The 15,375-nt window shown below is 67.5% G+C and carries 17 protein-coding genes; 5 read left to right on the top strand and 12 right to left on the bottom strand.

The window, feature by feature from the left end:
- Positions 1-69 precede the first annotated feature (69 nt).
- The 3 genes from slmA to argB are packed head-to-tail and all read right to left on the bottom strand — an operon-like array spanning position 70 to position 2,389.
- Positions 70-735, bottom strand: coding sequence for a nucleoid occlusion factor SlmA (gene slmA / locus AC5LXX_RS15955; RefSeq protein ID WP_493410067.1), 666 nt, complete (start codon positions 733-735; stop codon positions 70-72).
- Positions 702-1,493 (bottom strand): pyrimidine 5'-nucleotidase, encoded by a 792-nt coding sequence (locus tag AC5LXX_RS15950; RefSeq protein ID WP_493410066.1) that lies wholly within the window; start codon positions 1,491-1,493, stop codon positions 702-704. Before AC5LXX_RS15950 ends, slmA begins: the two co-directional genes overlap by 34 nt.
- A complete protein-coding gene (gene argB, locus AC5LXX_RS15945) occupies positions 1,490-2,389 on the bottom strand; it encodes an acetylglutamate kinase (protein ID WP_006490510.1) in 900 nt (299 codons plus the stop codon). Before argB ends, AC5LXX_RS15950 begins: the two co-directional genes overlap by 4 nt.
- A gap of 294 nt (positions 2,390-2,683) precedes the next feature.
- Here argB and AC5LXX_RS15940 point away from each other — a divergent pair, with 294 nt between their 5' ends.
- The 3 genes from AC5LXX_RS15940 (at position 2,684) to AC5LXX_RS15930 (ending at position 4,964) form a co-directional block, all read left to right on the top strand.
- On the top strand, positions 2,684-2,908 hold the full coding sequence (locus AC5LXX_RS15940; protein ID WP_493410065.1) for a cysteine-rich CWC family protein: 225 nt from the start codon (positions 2,684-2,686) through the stop codon (positions 2,906-2,908).
- A gap of 69 nt (positions 2,909-2,977) precedes the next feature.
- Positions 2,978-4,408: an ATP-binding protein gene (locus AC5LXX_RS15935; protein WP_493410064.1), complete on the top strand. Its 1,431-nt coding sequence runs from the start codon at positions 2,978-2,980 to the stop codon at positions 4,406-4,408.
- 13 nt (positions 4,409-4,421) lie between these two features.
- On the top strand, positions 4,422-4,964 hold the full coding sequence (locus tag AC5LXX_RS15930) for a response regulator transcription factor (protein ID WP_021156278.1): 543 nt from the start codon (positions 4,422-4,424) through the stop codon (positions 4,962-4,964).
- A gap of 69 nt (positions 4,965-5,033) precedes the next feature.
- On the opposite strand, the gene hslU is transcribed toward AC5LXX_RS15930, so the two are convergent.
- The 8 genes from hslU to dapF all read right to left on the bottom strand — a co-directional run bounded on the left by hslU (position 5,034) and on the right by dapF (position 13,218).
- Entirely contained in the window at positions 5,034-6,377 is a 1,344-nt protein-coding gene (gene hslU / locus AC5LXX_RS15925) for an ATP-dependent protease ATPase subunit HslU (protein WP_493401852.1), read from the bottom strand.
- A gap of 9 nt (positions 6,378-6,386) precedes the next feature.
- Positions 6,387-6,923 (bottom strand): ATP-dependent protease subunit HslV, encoded by a 537-nt coding sequence (gene hslV / locus AC5LXX_RS15920; protein WP_006477497.1) that lies wholly within the window; start codon positions 6,921-6,923, stop codon positions 6,387-6,389.
- Positions 6,924-7,166: 243 nt separating this feature from the next.
- On the bottom strand, positions 7,167-7,583 hold the full coding sequence (dksA, locus tag AC5LXX_RS15915; protein ID WP_006477498.1) for an RNA polymerase-binding protein DksA: 417 nt from the start codon (positions 7,581-7,583) through the stop codon (positions 7,167-7,169).
- A gap of 497 nt (positions 7,584-8,080) precedes the next feature.
- On the bottom strand, positions 8,081-9,160 hold the full coding sequence (locus tag AC5LXX_RS15910; RefSeq protein ID WP_493410063.1) for a CobW family GTP-binding protein: 1,080 nt from the start codon (positions 9,158-9,160) through the stop codon (positions 8,081-8,083).
- A 200-nt stretch (positions 9,161-9,360) separates the two neighbouring features.
- Positions 9,361-10,575, bottom strand: coding sequence for a class I SAM-dependent rRNA methyltransferase (locus AC5LXX_RS15905; RefSeq protein ID WP_322082942.1), 1,215 nt, complete (start codon positions 10,573-10,575; stop codon positions 9,361-9,363).
- Positions 10,576-10,651: 76 nt separating this feature from the next.
- Positions 10,652-11,572: a tyrosine recombinase XerC gene (gene xerC / locus AC5LXX_RS15900; protein ID WP_493410062.1), complete on the bottom strand. Its 921-nt coding sequence runs from the start codon at positions 11,570-11,572 to the stop codon at positions 10,652-10,654.
- A 13-nt stretch (positions 11,573-11,585) separates the two neighbouring features.
- On the bottom strand, positions 11,586-12,311 hold the full coding sequence (locus AC5LXX_RS15895) for a DUF484 family protein (RefSeq protein ID WP_124455754.1): 726 nt from the start codon (positions 12,309-12,311) through the stop codon (positions 11,586-11,588).
- A gap of 37 nt (positions 12,312-12,348) precedes the next feature.
- Positions 12,349-13,218: a diaminopimelate epimerase gene (gene dapF, locus AC5LXX_RS15890; protein ID WP_185658248.1), complete on the bottom strand. Its 870-nt coding sequence runs from the start codon at positions 13,216-13,218 to the stop codon at positions 12,349-12,351.
- Between the two features lie 410 nt (positions 13,219-13,628).
- Here dapF and AC5LXX_RS15885 point away from each other — a divergent pair, with 410 nt between their 5' ends.
- Together AC5LXX_RS15885 and AC5LXX_RS15880 are read left to right on the top strand one after the other, a co-directional pair.
- A complete protein-coding gene (locus AC5LXX_RS15885; protein WP_493410061.1) occupies positions 13,629-13,907 on the top strand; it encodes a type II toxin-antitoxin system RelE/ParE family toxin in 279 nt (92 codons plus the stop codon).
- Between the two features lie 13 nt (positions 13,908-13,920).
- Positions 13,921-14,223 carry a HigA family addiction module antitoxin gene (locus tag AC5LXX_RS15880; protein ID WP_059232932.1) on the top strand — a complete coding sequence of 101 codons (303 nt, stop codon included), beginning with the start codon at positions 13,921-13,923 and terminating at the stop codon, positions 14,221-14,223.
- Positions 14,224-14,253: 30 nt separating this feature from the next.
- Here the strand turns inward: AC5LXX_RS15880 and AC5LXX_RS15875 are convergent, their stop codons facing one another.
- Positions 14,254-15,138, bottom strand: a complete 885-nt coding sequence (locus AC5LXX_RS15875) for a lipid A biosynthesis lauroyl acyltransferase (protein ID WP_124455751.1) — start codon at positions 15,136-15,138, stop codon at positions 14,254-14,256.
- Positions 15,139-15,375: the final 237 nt, after the last annotated feature.

The following is a 15,375-nucleotide window of genomic DNA, read 5'->3' as shown; positions in this document are numbered from 1 at the left end:
GCAAAGTATAGCGGAAATTGCGGGACGCGGATTCCGGCGGGCATGGCGTGGCGTGCCGCCAGCGTCGCATCACTGCAGGATCAGCCGCAGGTGCGCATCGGCCTGCTCGCCCGGCGGCTTCTGGAATCCGCCCTTCGCGAAGCGGTGCCAGCGGCCGATCACGTAGCTGACGAGCAGGCTCGCGCGGGCGGCGGGATCGTAGTCGGCCGGCAGCACGAACGGCGTCGCGCCGTCCTGCGGCGCATTCGCCTCGGTACGCGCGACGCGCAGGCATTGCTTGACGGTCGCCTCGATGCGATCGAGCAACTGGTTCACGCGCTCGGTCAGCCGCTCGTCCTCGCCGACCAGCGCCTCGCCGGTCAGCACGCGCGTCATCCCCGGGTTCTTTGCGGCGAAATTGAGCATCGTCAGCGCGATCGTGCGCGCCTGCAGCACGCCGTTCGGCTCTTTCGCGACGATCTGGTTGACGAGCCCGAACAGCGCCTGCTCGATGAACTCGATCAGCCCTTCGTACATCTTCGCCTTGCTGGTGAAGTGCCGGTACAGCGCGGCTTCCGAAACCTCGAGCCGGGCCGCGAGCGCGGCCGTCGTGATTTTCTCGGGTTTCGGTGCCTCGAGCATCGCTGCGAGCGTCTGCAGGATCATGACGCGGCGCTCGCCCGGCTTCGGGCGCGGGCGGGAGGGTGTGGCCTGGCTTTCCGTTACGGCTTGGTCCTGCGGGTAAGTCGGCTGCATTTTTGTCGCCCCGATCGTGTGCCCAGTCGCAGCGATTTTAACGAACGAATGCGCTGGTCGACATAGTGGGGACGCCCGGTAACCGGCAAATGGCCCGGCAGGTGGCCGGTGATCCATACCGTGCCGATGCCGAGACGCTTGTAGCGCTTCAGGTGGCCGCGCGTATCCTCGACGAGGATCGCGTCGGCGGGCCGCGCATGCGCGGCCCGCAGCGTCCGGCGCAGCATCGTGTGATCGGGCTTCGCGCGCCACGCACGGCGGTCGCGCATGTGCTCGATCGCGATCACGCGCTCGAACAGCCGCTCGATGCGCAGCTCGCGCAGCACCGCGCGCGCGTAATTCTCCGGCGCGTTGGTCAGGATCAGCTTGCGGCCCGGCAGCGCGGCGACGATGCGCGCGAGGCCGCGCTCCGCGCGCACCATCGCGGGCAGGTCGGAAAACGTGTGGACCACGCGCAGGAAGTCGTGCGGGTCGATCGGATGGTGGCGCGTGAGGCCGAGCAGCGCGGCGCCGTAGCGCTCGGTGTAGCCGATGCGCAGGCGGTCGGCTTCGGCACGCTCGACCTGCAGCGTGTCGATGATGTATTGCGTCATCGCACGGTTGATCTCGGGAAAGATCGCATGCGACGCGTGGTGCAGCGTGTTGTCGAGATCGAACAGCCAGACGGGCGCGCCGGCGCGCGGCCGGCTGCGGGAAATGCGCCGGCGTCGCAATGACGCCGGCAGATCGGGAGAGGAGGGCGGGCGGCGCGCGCTCAATGCGAGCGGATCATCGTGCCGAACGGCTGCTCGGTCAGGATTTCCAGCAGCACCGAATGCTCGATCCGGCCGTCGACGATGTGCACCGACTTCACACCGCTCTTTGCCGCGTCGAGCGCCGACGAGATCTTCGGCAGCATGCCGCCAGAGATCGTGCCGTCCTCGAACAGCGCGTCGATCTCGCGCGCGGACAGATCGGTCAGCAGGTTGCCGTCCTTGTCCATCACACCGGGGATGTTGGTCATCATCAGCAGCTTCTCGGCGTTCAGCACGGTCGCGAGCTTGCCCGCGACCAGATCGGCGTTGATGTTGTACGAGAGGCCGTCTTCGCCGAAGCCGATCGGCGAGATCACCGGGATGAACGCGTCGTCCTGCAGCGCCTTCACGACCGCCGGGTTGATCGCCTCGACTTCGCCGACCTGGCCGATGTCGATGTACTGGCCCGGGTTGTCGCGATCCGGCATCAGCAGCTTGCGTGCGTGGATCAGGCCGCCGTCCTTGCCCGTCAGGCCCACCGCGTGGCCGCCGAAGTGGTTGATCAGCATCACGATGTCCTGCTGCACTTCGCCGCCCAGCACCCACTCGACGACTTCCATCGTCTCTTCGTCGGTGACGCGCATGCCCTGGATGAAGGTGCCGGCCTTGCCGATCTTCTTCAGCGCGTGATCGATCTGCGGACCGCCGCCGTGGACGATCACCGGGTTGATGCCGACCAGTTTCAGCAGGATCACGTCGCGCGCGAAGCCCTGCTTGAGCCGCTCTTCCGTCATCGCGTTGCCGCCGTATTTGATGACCACGGTCTTGCCGTGGTAACGGCGGATGTACGGCAGCGCCTCGGCGAGGATTTCTGCTTTCAGCGTGGGGGCGATCTGCGAGAGGTCGATGGGCTCGGACATGGCGGCGGCTCTGGCTGGGAACGGTTGAAACACGGCGAATTGTACAGGAGTGGCGCAGCGCAGCATCGGGTTTTTGGACGGGCCGGAACACCGGCGGCGCGAACCCGGCACCGCGCGCGGCGGCCCGCCGGCTATGGCGCGGCGCGATTCCGGCGGCGGCGCGCGGGTGTCGCCGGCGGGCCGGCGCGCGTGCGTCTGCGATGGGCTGCGGCCGGGCGGCCGGCGTGCAAAATCCGTTCGCCGCGCTATGCTTGTCGCGTGGGGCGACTTCCCGCCCGTTTCCGCGATTGCGCCATGACCGATCCCGCCGCCGACGCCCGTTCCGCCCCGCGCCGCGCGCGCTGCCCGCACTGCGGGCGCGGCTTCGACTGCGGCGCGCAGACGCAGCCGTTCGACTGCTGGTGCGCGTCGATGCCGGTGCTGCCCGGCGGCGCCCAACCGGCGGCCGGCGCGCGCTGCCGCTGCCCCGAGTGCCTCGCCGACGAGATCGCGCAGCGCATGGCCGGCGCGACCGGCTGACGGCATCGGCCCAGCGCACCGATCCGGCCCCGCTAGAGGCGCCGGCCGCTAAACGGGTAAACTGCTCGGATGCAACGAATCACCACCACCGGGCGCGTCAACCTCAGTCACCTGTTCTGGCTTCGCAATCTCGCGATCATCGGCCAGCTCGTGACGATCGGCGTCGTGCAGACCTATTTCGGCGTGCATCTGCCGCTGCCGGCGATGCTGATGGTCATCGCGCTCGAAATCGTTTTCAACGCGCTGACCTGGGTGCGCGTGCTGCGCGCGCGGCCCGAGACCAATTTCGAGCTGCTCGGCCAGCTGTGGGTCGACCTCGGCGCGCTGTCGGCGCTGCTGTTCCTGTCGGGCGGCACGACCAACCCGTTCGTGTCGCTGTACCTGCCGTCGCTCGCGATCGCGGCGGCCGTGCTGCCGTGGCACCTGATGATCTGGCTCGCGGCGTTCGCGGTCGCGTGCTACGCGGCGCTCGGCTTCGATTCGGTGCCGCTCAACATGGACAATCCGGCGAACCTGTTCGACTACTACCGTACCGGCATGTGGGCGAACTTCATGGTGAGCGTCGGGCTGATCGCGTGGTTCGTCGCGCGCATGTCGAATGCGCTGCGCCAGCGCGATGCGGCGCTCGGCGAGGCGCAACAGCACCTGCTGCGTGACGAGCGCGCCGTTGCGCTCGGCGTGCAGGCCGCCACCGTCGCGCACGAGATGGGCACGCCGCTGTCGACGATCGCGATGCTCGCCGAAGAGCTGCGCGACGCGGCGCGCGCCGATCCGGGGCTCGCGCGCTACGAAGCCGACCTGAAGGTGCTTGAAGAGCAGATGACGCTCTGCACGTCGGCGCTCGCGCGCCTGCGCAGCCGCGCGAGCGCGCCGGCGAGCCGCCAGCCGGTGGACGACTGGCTCGACACGTTCGTCGAGCACTGGCGCCTGCGGCATCCGCATGTGCAGTTCGAGCTGCTCGGCGCGCGTCCGGCCGGTGTCGCGCTTGACGATACGGTCGCGGCCGGCCAGATCCTGACGATCCTGCTCGACAACGCCGCGCGCGCGAGCCCGCAGCGCGTGACGCTGGCCGCGAAGGTCGCGCATGGCGGCACGGCCGACGAGATCGAATTCGAGGTATGCGACGACGGGCCCGGCATTCCGGCCTCGCTGCGCGAATCGCTCGGCGCGATGCCGGTCGACAGCACGCAGGGCGGGCACGGGGTCGGCCTGTATCTCGCGTTCAGTGCGGCCGCGCGGCTCGGCGGCGAGATCGAACTGTCCGATGTCGTGCCGCGTGCGGCGGGCGGCAACGGGCGGGCCGGCGGTGCGGCGAATGGCCACGCCGCTGCCGTATCGGGACCGCGCACGGGCCAGCGCCCGGGCGAACGTGCAGCCGACCGGCCGGCCGGCTCGCCGGACAGCCGCCCGGCCGCTGCGACCGCCGCGCGCGGCACGCGGGCCGTGCTGCGCCTGCCGGTCGTGCGCGTCGCGGCGCCGGCCGCCTCAACCAACACGTAGACGGAGAAACCACATGAGCGAGAACAATTTCCTGGTGATCGACGACAACGAGGTGTTCGCGGGCACGCTCGCGCGCGGCCTCGAGCGCCGCGGTTACGCGGTCCAGCAGGCGCACGACAAGGAGGCGGCGCTGCGGCTCGCCGCCGGCGGCAAGTTCCAGTTCATCACCGTCGACCTGCATCTCGGCGAGGATTCGGGCCTGAGCCTGATCGCGCCGCTGTGCGACCTGCAGCCCGACGCGCGGATCCTGGTGCTGACCGGCTACGCGAGCATCGCGACGGCCGTGCAGGCCGTGAAGGAAGGCGCCGACAACTATCTCGCGAAGCCGGCGAACGTCGAGTCGATCCTGGCCGCGCTGCAGACCAACGCGACCGAAGTGCAGGCCGACGAGGCGCTCGAGAACCCGGTCGTGCTGTCGGTCGACCGGCTCGAATGGGAGCACATCCAGCGCGTGCTGGCCGAGAACAACAACAACATCTCGGCGACCGCGCGTGCGCTGAACATGCACCGCCGCACGCTGCAGCGCAAGCTCGCGAAGAAGCCGGTGCGGCAGTAAGCGGCGCACCAGCGAAAACGGGCGGCCCCGCTGAAGGGGCCGCCCGTTTCGTATCCGGCGCCGCGCGCGTTACAGCACGTAGCGCGACAGGTCTTCGTCCTGCGACACTTCGCCGAGTGCGCGGTCGACATACTTCGCGTCGATCGTCACGCGCTCGCCGGCGTGGTTGCCGGCCGAGAACGACACTTCCTCGAGCAGCTTCTCGATCACCGTGTACAGTCGGCGCGCGCCAATGTTCTCGGTCTTCTCGTTGACCGCGAACGCGATCTCCGCAAGCCGGCGGATGCCGTCTTCGGCGAATTCGAGCTGCACGTCTTCGGTCGCGAGCAGCGCCTGGTACTGCTTGACGAGGCTCGCGTCGGTCGCGACGAGGATCGCTTCGAAATCGTTCACCGACAGCGAGTCGAGCTCGACGCGGATCGGGAAGCGGCCCTGCAGTTCGGGAATCAGGTCGCTCGGCTTCGCGAGGTGGAACGCGCCGCTCGCGATGAACAGGATGTGATCGGTCTTCACCATCCCGTACTTCGTGTTGACCGTCGTGCCTTCGACGAGTGGCAGCAGGTCGCGCTGCACGCCCTGGCGCGACACTTCGCCGCCGCTGCCTTCGTTGTTGCGCGACGTGATCTTGTCGATCTCGTCGAGGAACACGATGCCGTTCTGCTCGACGTTCTGCACGGCCTTCGTCTTCACTTCCTCTTCGTTCAGCATCTTCGCCGCTTCCTCGTCGGTCAGCAGCTTCAGCGCTTCCTTGATCTTCACCTTGCGGCGCTGCTTCTTGCCGCTGCCGAGGTTCGAGAACATCGAGCGGATCTGCTCGGTCATCTCTTCCATCCCCGGCGGCGCCATGATGTCCATGCCGACCGACGGCTGCTCGAGGTCGAGCTCGACTTCCTTGTCGTCGAGCTGGCCTTCGCGCAGGCGCTTGCGGAACGTCTGGCGCGTCGCGTTGTTATCGTCGTTCGCGTGGTCGGCGTTGCCGCCGAAGCCCACCGCGCGCGGCTGCGGCAGCAGGATGTCGAGGATGCGGTCTTCCGCCTGGTCGGTTGCCTTGCTGCGCACCTTGCGCATCTCGGTTTCGCGGGTCTGCTTGACCGAGATTTCGATCAGGTCGCGCACGATGCTGTCGACGTCGCGGCCGACGTAGCCGACCTCGGTGAACTTGGTCGCCTCGATCTTGATGAACGGCGCATCGGCGAGCTTCGCGAGGCGGCGCGCGATTTCGGTCTTGCCGACGCCCGTCGGCCCGATCATCAGGATGTTCTTCGGCGTGATTTCCTGGCGCAGCGGGTCGGCGACCTGCTGACGGCGCCAGCGGTTGCGCAGCGCCACGGCGACGGCCTTCTTCGCCTTCGCCTGGCCGATGATGTGCTTGTCGAGTTCCGAGACGATCTCGGCAGGGGTCATGGTGCTCATGGGGTGTCCTTACTCGATCGTTTCGATGATGCGGTTGTGGTTCGTGTAGATGCACATGTCACCGGCGATCCCGAGCGACTTCTCGACGATCTCGCGCGGCGACAGCTCGGTGTTCTCGACGAGCGCGCGGGCCGCGGCCTGCGCGTACGCGCCGCCGGAGCCGATCGCGCAGATGCCGCCTTCGGGGTCGAGCACGTCGCCGTTGCCGGTGATCACGAGCGTGGTGGTGGCATCGGCCGTGATCAGCATCGCCTCGAGGCGGCGCAGCATCCGGTCGGTGCGCCAGTCCTTCGCGAGCTCGACGGCCGCACGGGTCAGGTTGCCCTGGTGCTTCTCGAGCTTCGCCTCGAAGCGGTCGAGCAGCGAGAACGCATCGGCGGTGCCGCCCGCGAATCCGACCAGAACCTGGTTGTTGTAGATCCGCCGCACTTTCCGCGCGCCACCCTTCATGACGATGTTGCCGAGGGTTACCTGGCCGTCGCCGCCGAGCGCGACCTTGTCGCCGCGCCGGACCGAAACGATGGTCGTGCCGTGAAATTGCTCCATCTGCGTTCCTTGAGAAAAACGGGGAAGAGTCGGGCGGCGCGAGGCGCCGCCGCGTGAATCCGCAGTGCGCCGGGGAGCGGCCCGGCGCGCGTCCGTTTCATTTTAGGGCGGGCGCGGGGATATCAAGAGGCGGGAGGCAAATCGGAAAGCCGGCCAACCGGGAGCCGGTGCCGGAAAAACAAAAAGCGCGCGGCAGGCCGCGCGCTTTCGGGAAGCAGCGTGTCTGAGCGGAACGCCGCTCGATCAGTCGCCGAACAGCTTCTGGCGCAACTCGCGGCGCTCCTGCGCCTCGAGCGACAGCGTGGCGGTCGGACGGGCGAGCAGCCGCGGAATGCCGATCGGCTCGCCGGTTTCCTCGCACCAGCCGTAATCGCCGGAATCGATGCGGGCGAGCGACTGCTGAACCTTCTTGAGGAGCTTGCGTTCGCGATCGCGCGTACGCAGTTCGAGCGCGTGCTCTTCCTCGATCGTCGCACGATCGGCGGGATCGGGCACGATCACCGTCTCGCGCAGGTTCTCGGTCGTCTGGCCTGCATTCTTGAGGATGTCCGCCTGCAACTGTTCGAGCCGATTTTTGAAGAAGGCGAGCTGATCCTCATTCATGTAATCCTTGTCGCTCATCTTCAGGATTTCGGCTTCGGTCAAGAGTTTCTTCGTCATCTGCTTGCTTCTTCAATGTGCGGCAAATCGAGAGATATTGCCTGCACTTTGGGATTACCCGCAACCGCGTTTGCATTCATTTGCGATTTGCCGCCGCGGGGCCGAAAGCCTCTGGAAAACCGGTTCTCAAATACCAGGATAGGCCTGGCGCGGAGTTGCGCGCGCTGCGAACCGGTGTGCTGCGCGGCACATCGCATCGGCCGCGGCCGGGAGGCGGATTGGCGATCCGGCGCGGTTGCGATGCCCGGAAAACTGGTTCAGCAAGAACCGGGCCTGTTTGTTGCCGTACTCCAGCGGGCACGTATTGTAACTGAATCGCAAGCGGGCGCCGTATCGGGTCGATCCCCGTCGGCTGCGCCAATATCTAGAAAATATAACGCGCAAATCGCGAAAAAGCGATGACGGCGAAACCCTGCCCGAAAACGGCGCCGCGCGGGCGCCTCGGCCACCGGAAGAGGCGGCCGGGCGACGCGGTGCGCGGCCGGTGCCCGCGCGCGTCAGGCGAGGCAGGCGTCGAGGCCGTCGGTAATCAGGTCCTGCGGCAGGTCGACGCCGATGAACACCATCTTGTTGGTCTTCTTCTCGACCGGCAGCCACTTCGCCGCGAGGTCGCTGCCCATCATCTGGTGCACACCCTGGAACACGACCTTGCGGTCGACGCCCTTCATGTACAGCACGCCCTTGTAGCGCAGCATCCGCTCGCCGTAGATCTGCAGGATGCCGCCGAGGAAGTCTTCCAGCTTGTTCGGGTCGAACGGGCGGTCGTTGCGGTACACGAACGACTTGATCTTGTCGTCGTGGTGCGCGTGGTGGTGATGGTGGTGGCCGTGGTCGTGATCGTGCGCGCATTGGCCGTGATCGTGGTCGCAACCGGCGTGATCGTGATCATGGCCGTGATCGTGGTCGTGATGCGCGTGGTCGTCTTCGGCGAGGAAGTCGGGGTCGATCTCGAGCTTCGCGTTCAGGTTGAAGCCGCGCAGGTCGAAGATTTCCTTGATATCGGCTTCACCGAAGTTCACGACCTTGATCGCGGCCTTCGGGTTCATGTGCATCAGGCGGTGCTTGAGGCCGGCGACGGTCTGGTCGTCGACGAGGTCCGACTTCGTGATGAACAGGCGGTCGGCGAAACCGACCTGGCGCTGCACGACTTCGTGTTCGTCGAGCTGTGCGTTCGCGTGCTTCGCGTCGACCAGCGTGATGACCGCGTCGAGCAGGAAGTCGTCGGCGATTTCGCTGTCGATGAAGAAAGTTTGCGCGACGGGGCCCGGGTTCGCGAGGCCGGTCGTCTCGATCACGATGCGGTCGAAGTCGAGCTTGCCTTCGCGCTTCTTCGCGGCGAGATCGCCGAGCGCGCGGGCGAGATCGCCGCGGATCGTGCAGCAGATGCAGCCGTTGCTCATCTGGATGATCTGCTCGTTCGAATCCTGCACGAGGATTTCGTTGTCGATGTTCTCTTCGCCGAACTCGTTCTCGATCACGGCGATCTTCATGCCGTGCTGTTCGTTCAGGATGCGCTTGAGCAGCGTCGTCTTGCCGCTGCCGAGAAAGCCGGTAAGGATGGTGACGGGAGTGGCCATGTCGGTCGCCTGTGGTTCGTGAATCGGGGTCAAAACCAGGATGTGCGTCGCGCCCGGGGCTTTGTCAGCCGGGGCGCACAACCATCCATTGAAACATACCTGTCAAGCCCTCGCCCGTCGTCCGAACGACAGGCGAAAGCGCTGATCCGCCGGGCGCCAGGCCGCGGCCGGCGGACGGTTACGCGCGTAGATCGGGGCGATCAGACGATTTGCAACAGCAGGCCCTTCAGATATTCGCCTTCCGGGAACGCGGCGAGCAGCGGGTGATCGACGCCCGCGCCGAGCCGCTTCAGGATGCGCGCATCGACCTTCGCGTCGGCGGCCGCGCCCGCGACGATCTTCTGGAACAGGTCCATGTCGATCGCGCCCGAGCACGAGTACGTGAACAGCAGGCCGCCCGGGCGCAACAGCTTGAAGCCGCTCAGGTTGATGTCCTTGTACGCGCGTGCCGCCCGGTCGACGCTGTCGCGGGTCGGCGCGAACTTCGGCGGATCGAGCACGATCAGGTCGAAACGCTCGCCTTCGTCGACGAGGCGGCGCAGCGTCTTGAACGCATCGGCGTCGAGCCAGGTCGCGCGTTCGGCGTCGAAGCCGTTGGCGACGACGTTCTGCTGCGCGAGCGCGAGCGCATCGCCCGACGAGTCGATCGACACGACGCGTTTCGCGCCGCCCTTGAGCGCCGCGAGCGAGAACCCGCCTGTGTAGCAGAAGCAGTTCAGCACGTCGCGGTCGGCCGCGTACTGCGCGACCAGCGCGCGGTTGTCGCGCTGGTCGACGTAGAAGCCCGTCTTGTGGCCGTTCGGCACGTCGACGTGATAGCGCACGCCGTTTTCGTTCGAGATCAGCGTCGCGGGCGGCGCGTCGCCGGCCAGCACGCCGGTCGTCTGTTCGAGCCCTTCCTTGTCGCGGATCGACACGTCCGAGCGCTCGTACACGTTCGGGCAGCCCGTCGCGCCGGAGAGCGCCGCGACGATCGCGTCCTTCCACGCTTCGACGCCCGCGGCCATGAACTGGCAGACGAGCTGGCCGCGCGGCGCCGCGCCGGCTTCGGCGGTGTCCGCGACGTAGTAGTCGACGATCAGGCCCGGCAGCCCGTCGGCTTCGCCGAACACGAGCCGCACCGCGCCCGTGCCCGACACCATCGTCGTGCGGTGCGCGACCGCGCGCTGCACGCGGCGCTTGAAGAACGCGTGGTCGATCGGCTCGTGCTCGTCGAAGCTCCACACGCGCACGCGGATCTGCGACTGCGGGCTGTACGCGCCGCGCGCGAGGAAGCGGCCGTCGTGTGCGCGCACGAGCACGGTCGCGCCGGGCGCGGGCTTGCCGTCGACGCGGTCGATCGCATTCGCATAGACCCACGGATGGCGGCGCAGCAGCGATTTTTCCTTGGACGGCTTGAGGGTGACGGTTTGCATGATGAGATCGAAATGAGCCGCGACGGAGGCCGACCGCGATCGGTCGCCGCGCGCGGCGGGTAACACGGGAAGCGCGTCAGTCGCGCTTCTTCGCACGCGGATGCGCGCTGTCGTAAATCTTCGCGAGATGCTGGAAATCGAGCGACGTATAGACCTGGGTCGCGGCGACGCTCGCGTGGCCGAGCAGTTCCTGCACCGCGCGCAGGTCGCCGCTGGACTGCAGCACGTGTGTCGCGAACGAGTGGCGCAGCACGTGCGGATGGACGTTGGCGGGGATGCCCGCGGCGAGCGCCGCGCGCTTCACGCGCTCGCGCACGACGCCCGGCGACATCCGGTTGCCGCGCACCGATACGAACAGCGGATGCGGGTCGTGCTTCACGAATTCGCCGCGCACCGCGAGCCACGCGTTCAGCGCGTCGATCGCCTTGCGGCCGACCGGCACCTTGCGTTCCTTGTTGCCCTTGCCGCGCACGGTGACTTCGGCTTCGGCGAGATCGAGCCAGCCGGTCGAACGGTAGCCGTCGGCCTGCGTGTACATCACGTCGAGCCCGATCAGCTCGGCGAGGCGCAGCCCCGACGAATAGAACAGCTCGAGGATCGCGTGATCGCGGATGCCTTCGGTCGTGCCGGCGAGCGGCGCGTCCATCAGCGCGGACGCGTCGTCGACCGACAGCGCCTTCGGCAAGGTCTTCGGGCGTTTCGGCGCGCGCACCGCGGCCACCGGGTTCGCGGGCATCTCGATGCGCTGCGCGAGCCAGCGGTAGAACGCGCGCCATGCCGAAAGGCGGTGCGAGATCGACCGCGCGGACAGCCCGCCCGCATGCGCGCGCGCGACCGCGCCGCGCATGTCGGCGGCCGTCAATGCGTCGAGCGGCCGGCCGGACGCGAGCTTCTTCAGCTCGTCGAGTTCGTGCGTGTACGCGCGCAGCGTGTGTTCCGACAGCTGCCTGACGTGTTTCAGGTTCGACAGGTAGGCGGCGATCGGATCGTCGGTCATCGCGTGCGGCGGATCAGTGCGGCAGCAGGCGCGTGAGCGCGGCGCTCGCGAGCGTCGCGATCTGCGCGAGGAAGTCGGTGGCCATTCCGTCGTGGAAGCGGCGCGGATCGGGCGAGCCGAGCACGAGCAGGCCGAACGCGGGCGCATCGGTGCCGCCGAGCGGCGTGCGCAGCGCGAGCAGCGCGACCGACGTGGCCGAGCCGTCGCCGGCCGGTGCGGCTTCGGCGCCTTCCGCCGCGTTCGCGGCCGGCGCGGCGAGCGCGGGCGCGAGCCATTGCGCGGCTTCGAAGCCCGTGTTCGCGCCGCAGTACGGCGTCGACAGCCCGTTCGTGAACAGGCGCACTTCCTCGCCGACCTGGCGCGCGAAGTCGGCCTGCGCGTAGGTGTCGGCGACATCCCACACGCGCAGCGCCGTCTGCGGCACGTCGAACACGTCGGCGATGCCGTCGGCGATCGTGCGCGGCAGCGCGTAGGGATCGCGTTCCGCGATCACGCGTGCGGTCCAGCGGCTGAACTTCGCGGACAGGCTGTCGTTCTCGTGGCCGTAGCGCACGAGCTCGGCGAGCCGGCGCTCGAGATGCTTGTTCTTGTCGCGCAGCATCTCCATCTGCCGCTCCTGCAGCGAGATCGCGGCCTTGCCGTGCGGGTTCGCGAGACGGATCGTCGCGAGCAGTTCGGCGTGCTGCGCGAAGAATTCGGGATTGGCGAGCAGGTAGTCGGCGACTTCGCGATCGTTCATGTGGCTGGCGCGTTCAGTTATCAAGGACGTTGCAGGGTCAGGCGTTCAGGTCGATCTCGCCTTCGAACACGGTCGCGGCGGGGCCGGCCATCATCAGCGCGGCGGCTTCGTCGCGCGCGCCGTCCCAGCCGATCGTCAGCGTGCCGCCGTGGGTGTGCACGGTCACGGGCGAATCGAGCAGGCCGCGCCGGATGCCGGCCGCGACCGCCGCGCACGCGCCGGTGCCGCACGCGAGCGTCTCGCCCGCGCCGCGTTCGTACACGCGCAGCTTCACTTCGTTGCGCGACACGATCTGCATGAAGCCGGCGTTCACGCGCTGCGGGAAGCGCGCATGGCGCTCGATCAGCGGGCCTTCTTCCAGCACCGGGTACGCCTCGACATCGTCGACGACCTGCACCGCATGCGGGTTGCCCATCGACACCGTCGAGATCCAGCGCGTCGCGCCGCCGGCGTCGAGCGGCCACAGCGTGTCGCGGCCTTCGTGGCGGCCGTCGAGGCCCGACGCGTCGAACGGCACCTGCGCCGGCGCGAACACGGGCGCGCCCATGTCGACGACGACTTCACCGTTGTCCTGCAGCGTCAGCGTGATCAGGCCCTTCATGACCTGCACGCGCACGCTGCGCTTGTCGGTCAGGCCGCGGTCGCTGACGAACTTCACGAAGCAGCGCGCGCCGTTGCCGCAGTGTTCGACCTCGCCGCCGTCGCAATTGAAGATCCGGTACTTGAAATCCGCACCGTCGACGGTCGGTTTCTCGACGAGCAGCAACTGGTCGGCGCCGATGCCGAAGTGACGGTTGGCGAGTGCGCGCACCTGCGCTTCGGTGAGCGGCGGCAACGCGCGCGAATAGCCGTCGAGCACGACGAAGTCGTTGCCCGCGCCGTGCATCTTGGTGAACGAGAGTTTCACTGGGTCCGGAATTCCATGGCGAACAAGGCGGTCGGCACGGTGCGAACGGCCGGCGGCCATGCCGGGCGGCTTCGTTCGTCGTGCAGATCTCAACCGCAAATGATACATGCAGCCGACTGGGGCGTCCTGCGCGGGGATGGTGCTTCGGGGCGCTTCGGTAGGCCGGACGGGCGGCATCTGTCGATTGGTCGACTGGTCAGGGACGTGGCGAGCGAACAAATTGGCGTGGTGTAGCGGGCGCAACGGAGGCGGGCTGGCGATTCGTGCCCGAATGCACGACGAAGGTATGGGGCGACTCGGACGAGCTTTTTCGTACAGGTCAAATTGACAGGGAAATCAAGTGATTCGTATAGTCTGGCTATACACATTCGAGCCATGCTGTCGACGTCGCGCTCGAGTGTGGGAGGTCCATGATCAAGTCATGGGTACACAAGGGACTGGAAGCGTTTTTCGTCACCGGGAGCAAGGCGGGCATTCGGCCCGATCACGCGCCCCGGCTGCGGCGCATGCTGGCGCGCCTCGATGTCGCCGGCACGCCGTGCGACATGAATGTGCCCGGCTGGCGCTTTCACGGCCTCGCCGGCGGGCTGGACGGATATTACGCAGTCGGCGTCAACGGCAATTGGCGGCTGACGTTCCGGTTCGAGGGCTCCGACGTCATTCTGGTCGATTACCAGGACTACCACTGAGGTGATTCAAGCCATGACTCGCATCTTCAACCCACCCCACCCGGGCGAAACGCTGCGCGACGACGTGCTGCCGGCGCTCGGCCTGACCGTCACGGAGGCCGCGTCGCAGCTCGGCGTGACACGTGCCGCGCTGTCGCGGATCCTGCACGGCCATGCCGGCATCTCGCCGGAAATGGCGCTGCGCCTCGAGGCGTGGCTCGGCGAGGAAAACGGCGGAAGGGCCGATCTGTGGCTCGCGCAGCAGTCGGCCCACGATCTGTGGCGGGCGCGCGCGAAGGGCGCGCCGAAGGTGGCGAGAGCGCAGGCGCGCACTTGACGGCGCGCCCGCGCATGCCGCGCGGCAGGGTCAGTACAGGCTCGGCTCGCCGGGCGGGCGCGTCTTGAAGCGCTTGTGGACCCAGTAGTACTGCTCCGGCATCAGCGGGATCTGTTCCTCGAGGAACGCGTTCATGCGCCGCGCGTCGAGATCGTCGTCGCCGGTCGGGTAGTTATCCCACGGCTTGAATACCTTCAGACGGTAGCCCTTGTAGTTCGGCAGCACCTCGCCGATGAACGGCACGACCTGCGCGTGGCCCGTCTTTGCGAACCGGCCGACGGCCGTCAGCGTGCAGGCCGGCACGCCGAAGAAGGGCACGAACGTCGAGTTGCGCAGCCCGTAGTCCATGTCGGCGCCGAGCATCACCGGCTTGCGGTCGCGCAGCCAGCGCAGCACGGTTCGCGCGCTGTCGGCCCGGCTCGCGAGTTCCGCGCCGAAGCGGCTGCGGCCGGCTTTGGCCGCGGCTTCGATTTCCGGGCTCTTCATCGGCGTGTAGAGCGAGCCGCACGGACGGTCGAGCGCGAGGTTGATCGCCATCGAACCGGCCTCGATGCCGACGAAATGGAACCCGAGCAAGAGGGTCGGCGGCATGTCGGGATCGGTGAGGTCGATCTCGCTCTCGATCGTAAACAGCTTGCGGTAGGCCGCTTCCGACGCGAACCACTGGTAGCTGCGCTCGACGTAGCTGCGGATCGCATGGCGGAAATGCTTGCCCGCCACTTCCTCGCGCCGCTCGTCGCTCCAGTCGGGGAAGCAGAGTTTCAGATTCGTATGTACGATGCGCTTTCGCCGGCTGGGGATCTGATACAGCAGCCAGCCGAGGCCATCGCCGAACCGTGCGGTCAGACCGTACGGCAGCAGCGCGAGCAGCTTCAGCAAGCCGATGGCGAGGTGCGTGCCGAGGCGGCCTAGCATGCGGAATCTCCGTAGGGCAGGCTGGCCGGCACGTTGCGAACAGGGTGGTAAGACGGCGGAAGATGCAGCACGGGCGGCGCTCTGTGACAATTCAGGAAAGCCGCTATAATACGGTCTTCGCCGAGTTAACTGACAACTTGCGGGGCGAAGCCGGCTGGTGCCACACGCACTGCCCGGTCCTGGTAATCCGCTAAAGCGTCGCCGCTTCAGGCCCAACGAAGCTGGCTACGTGAAACC

The organism is Burkholderia torrens, assembly GCF_984668525.1.
The sequence above is the reverse complement of the archived record's forward strand: the minus strand, read 5'-3'. Positions and strand labels throughout refer to the sequence as shown.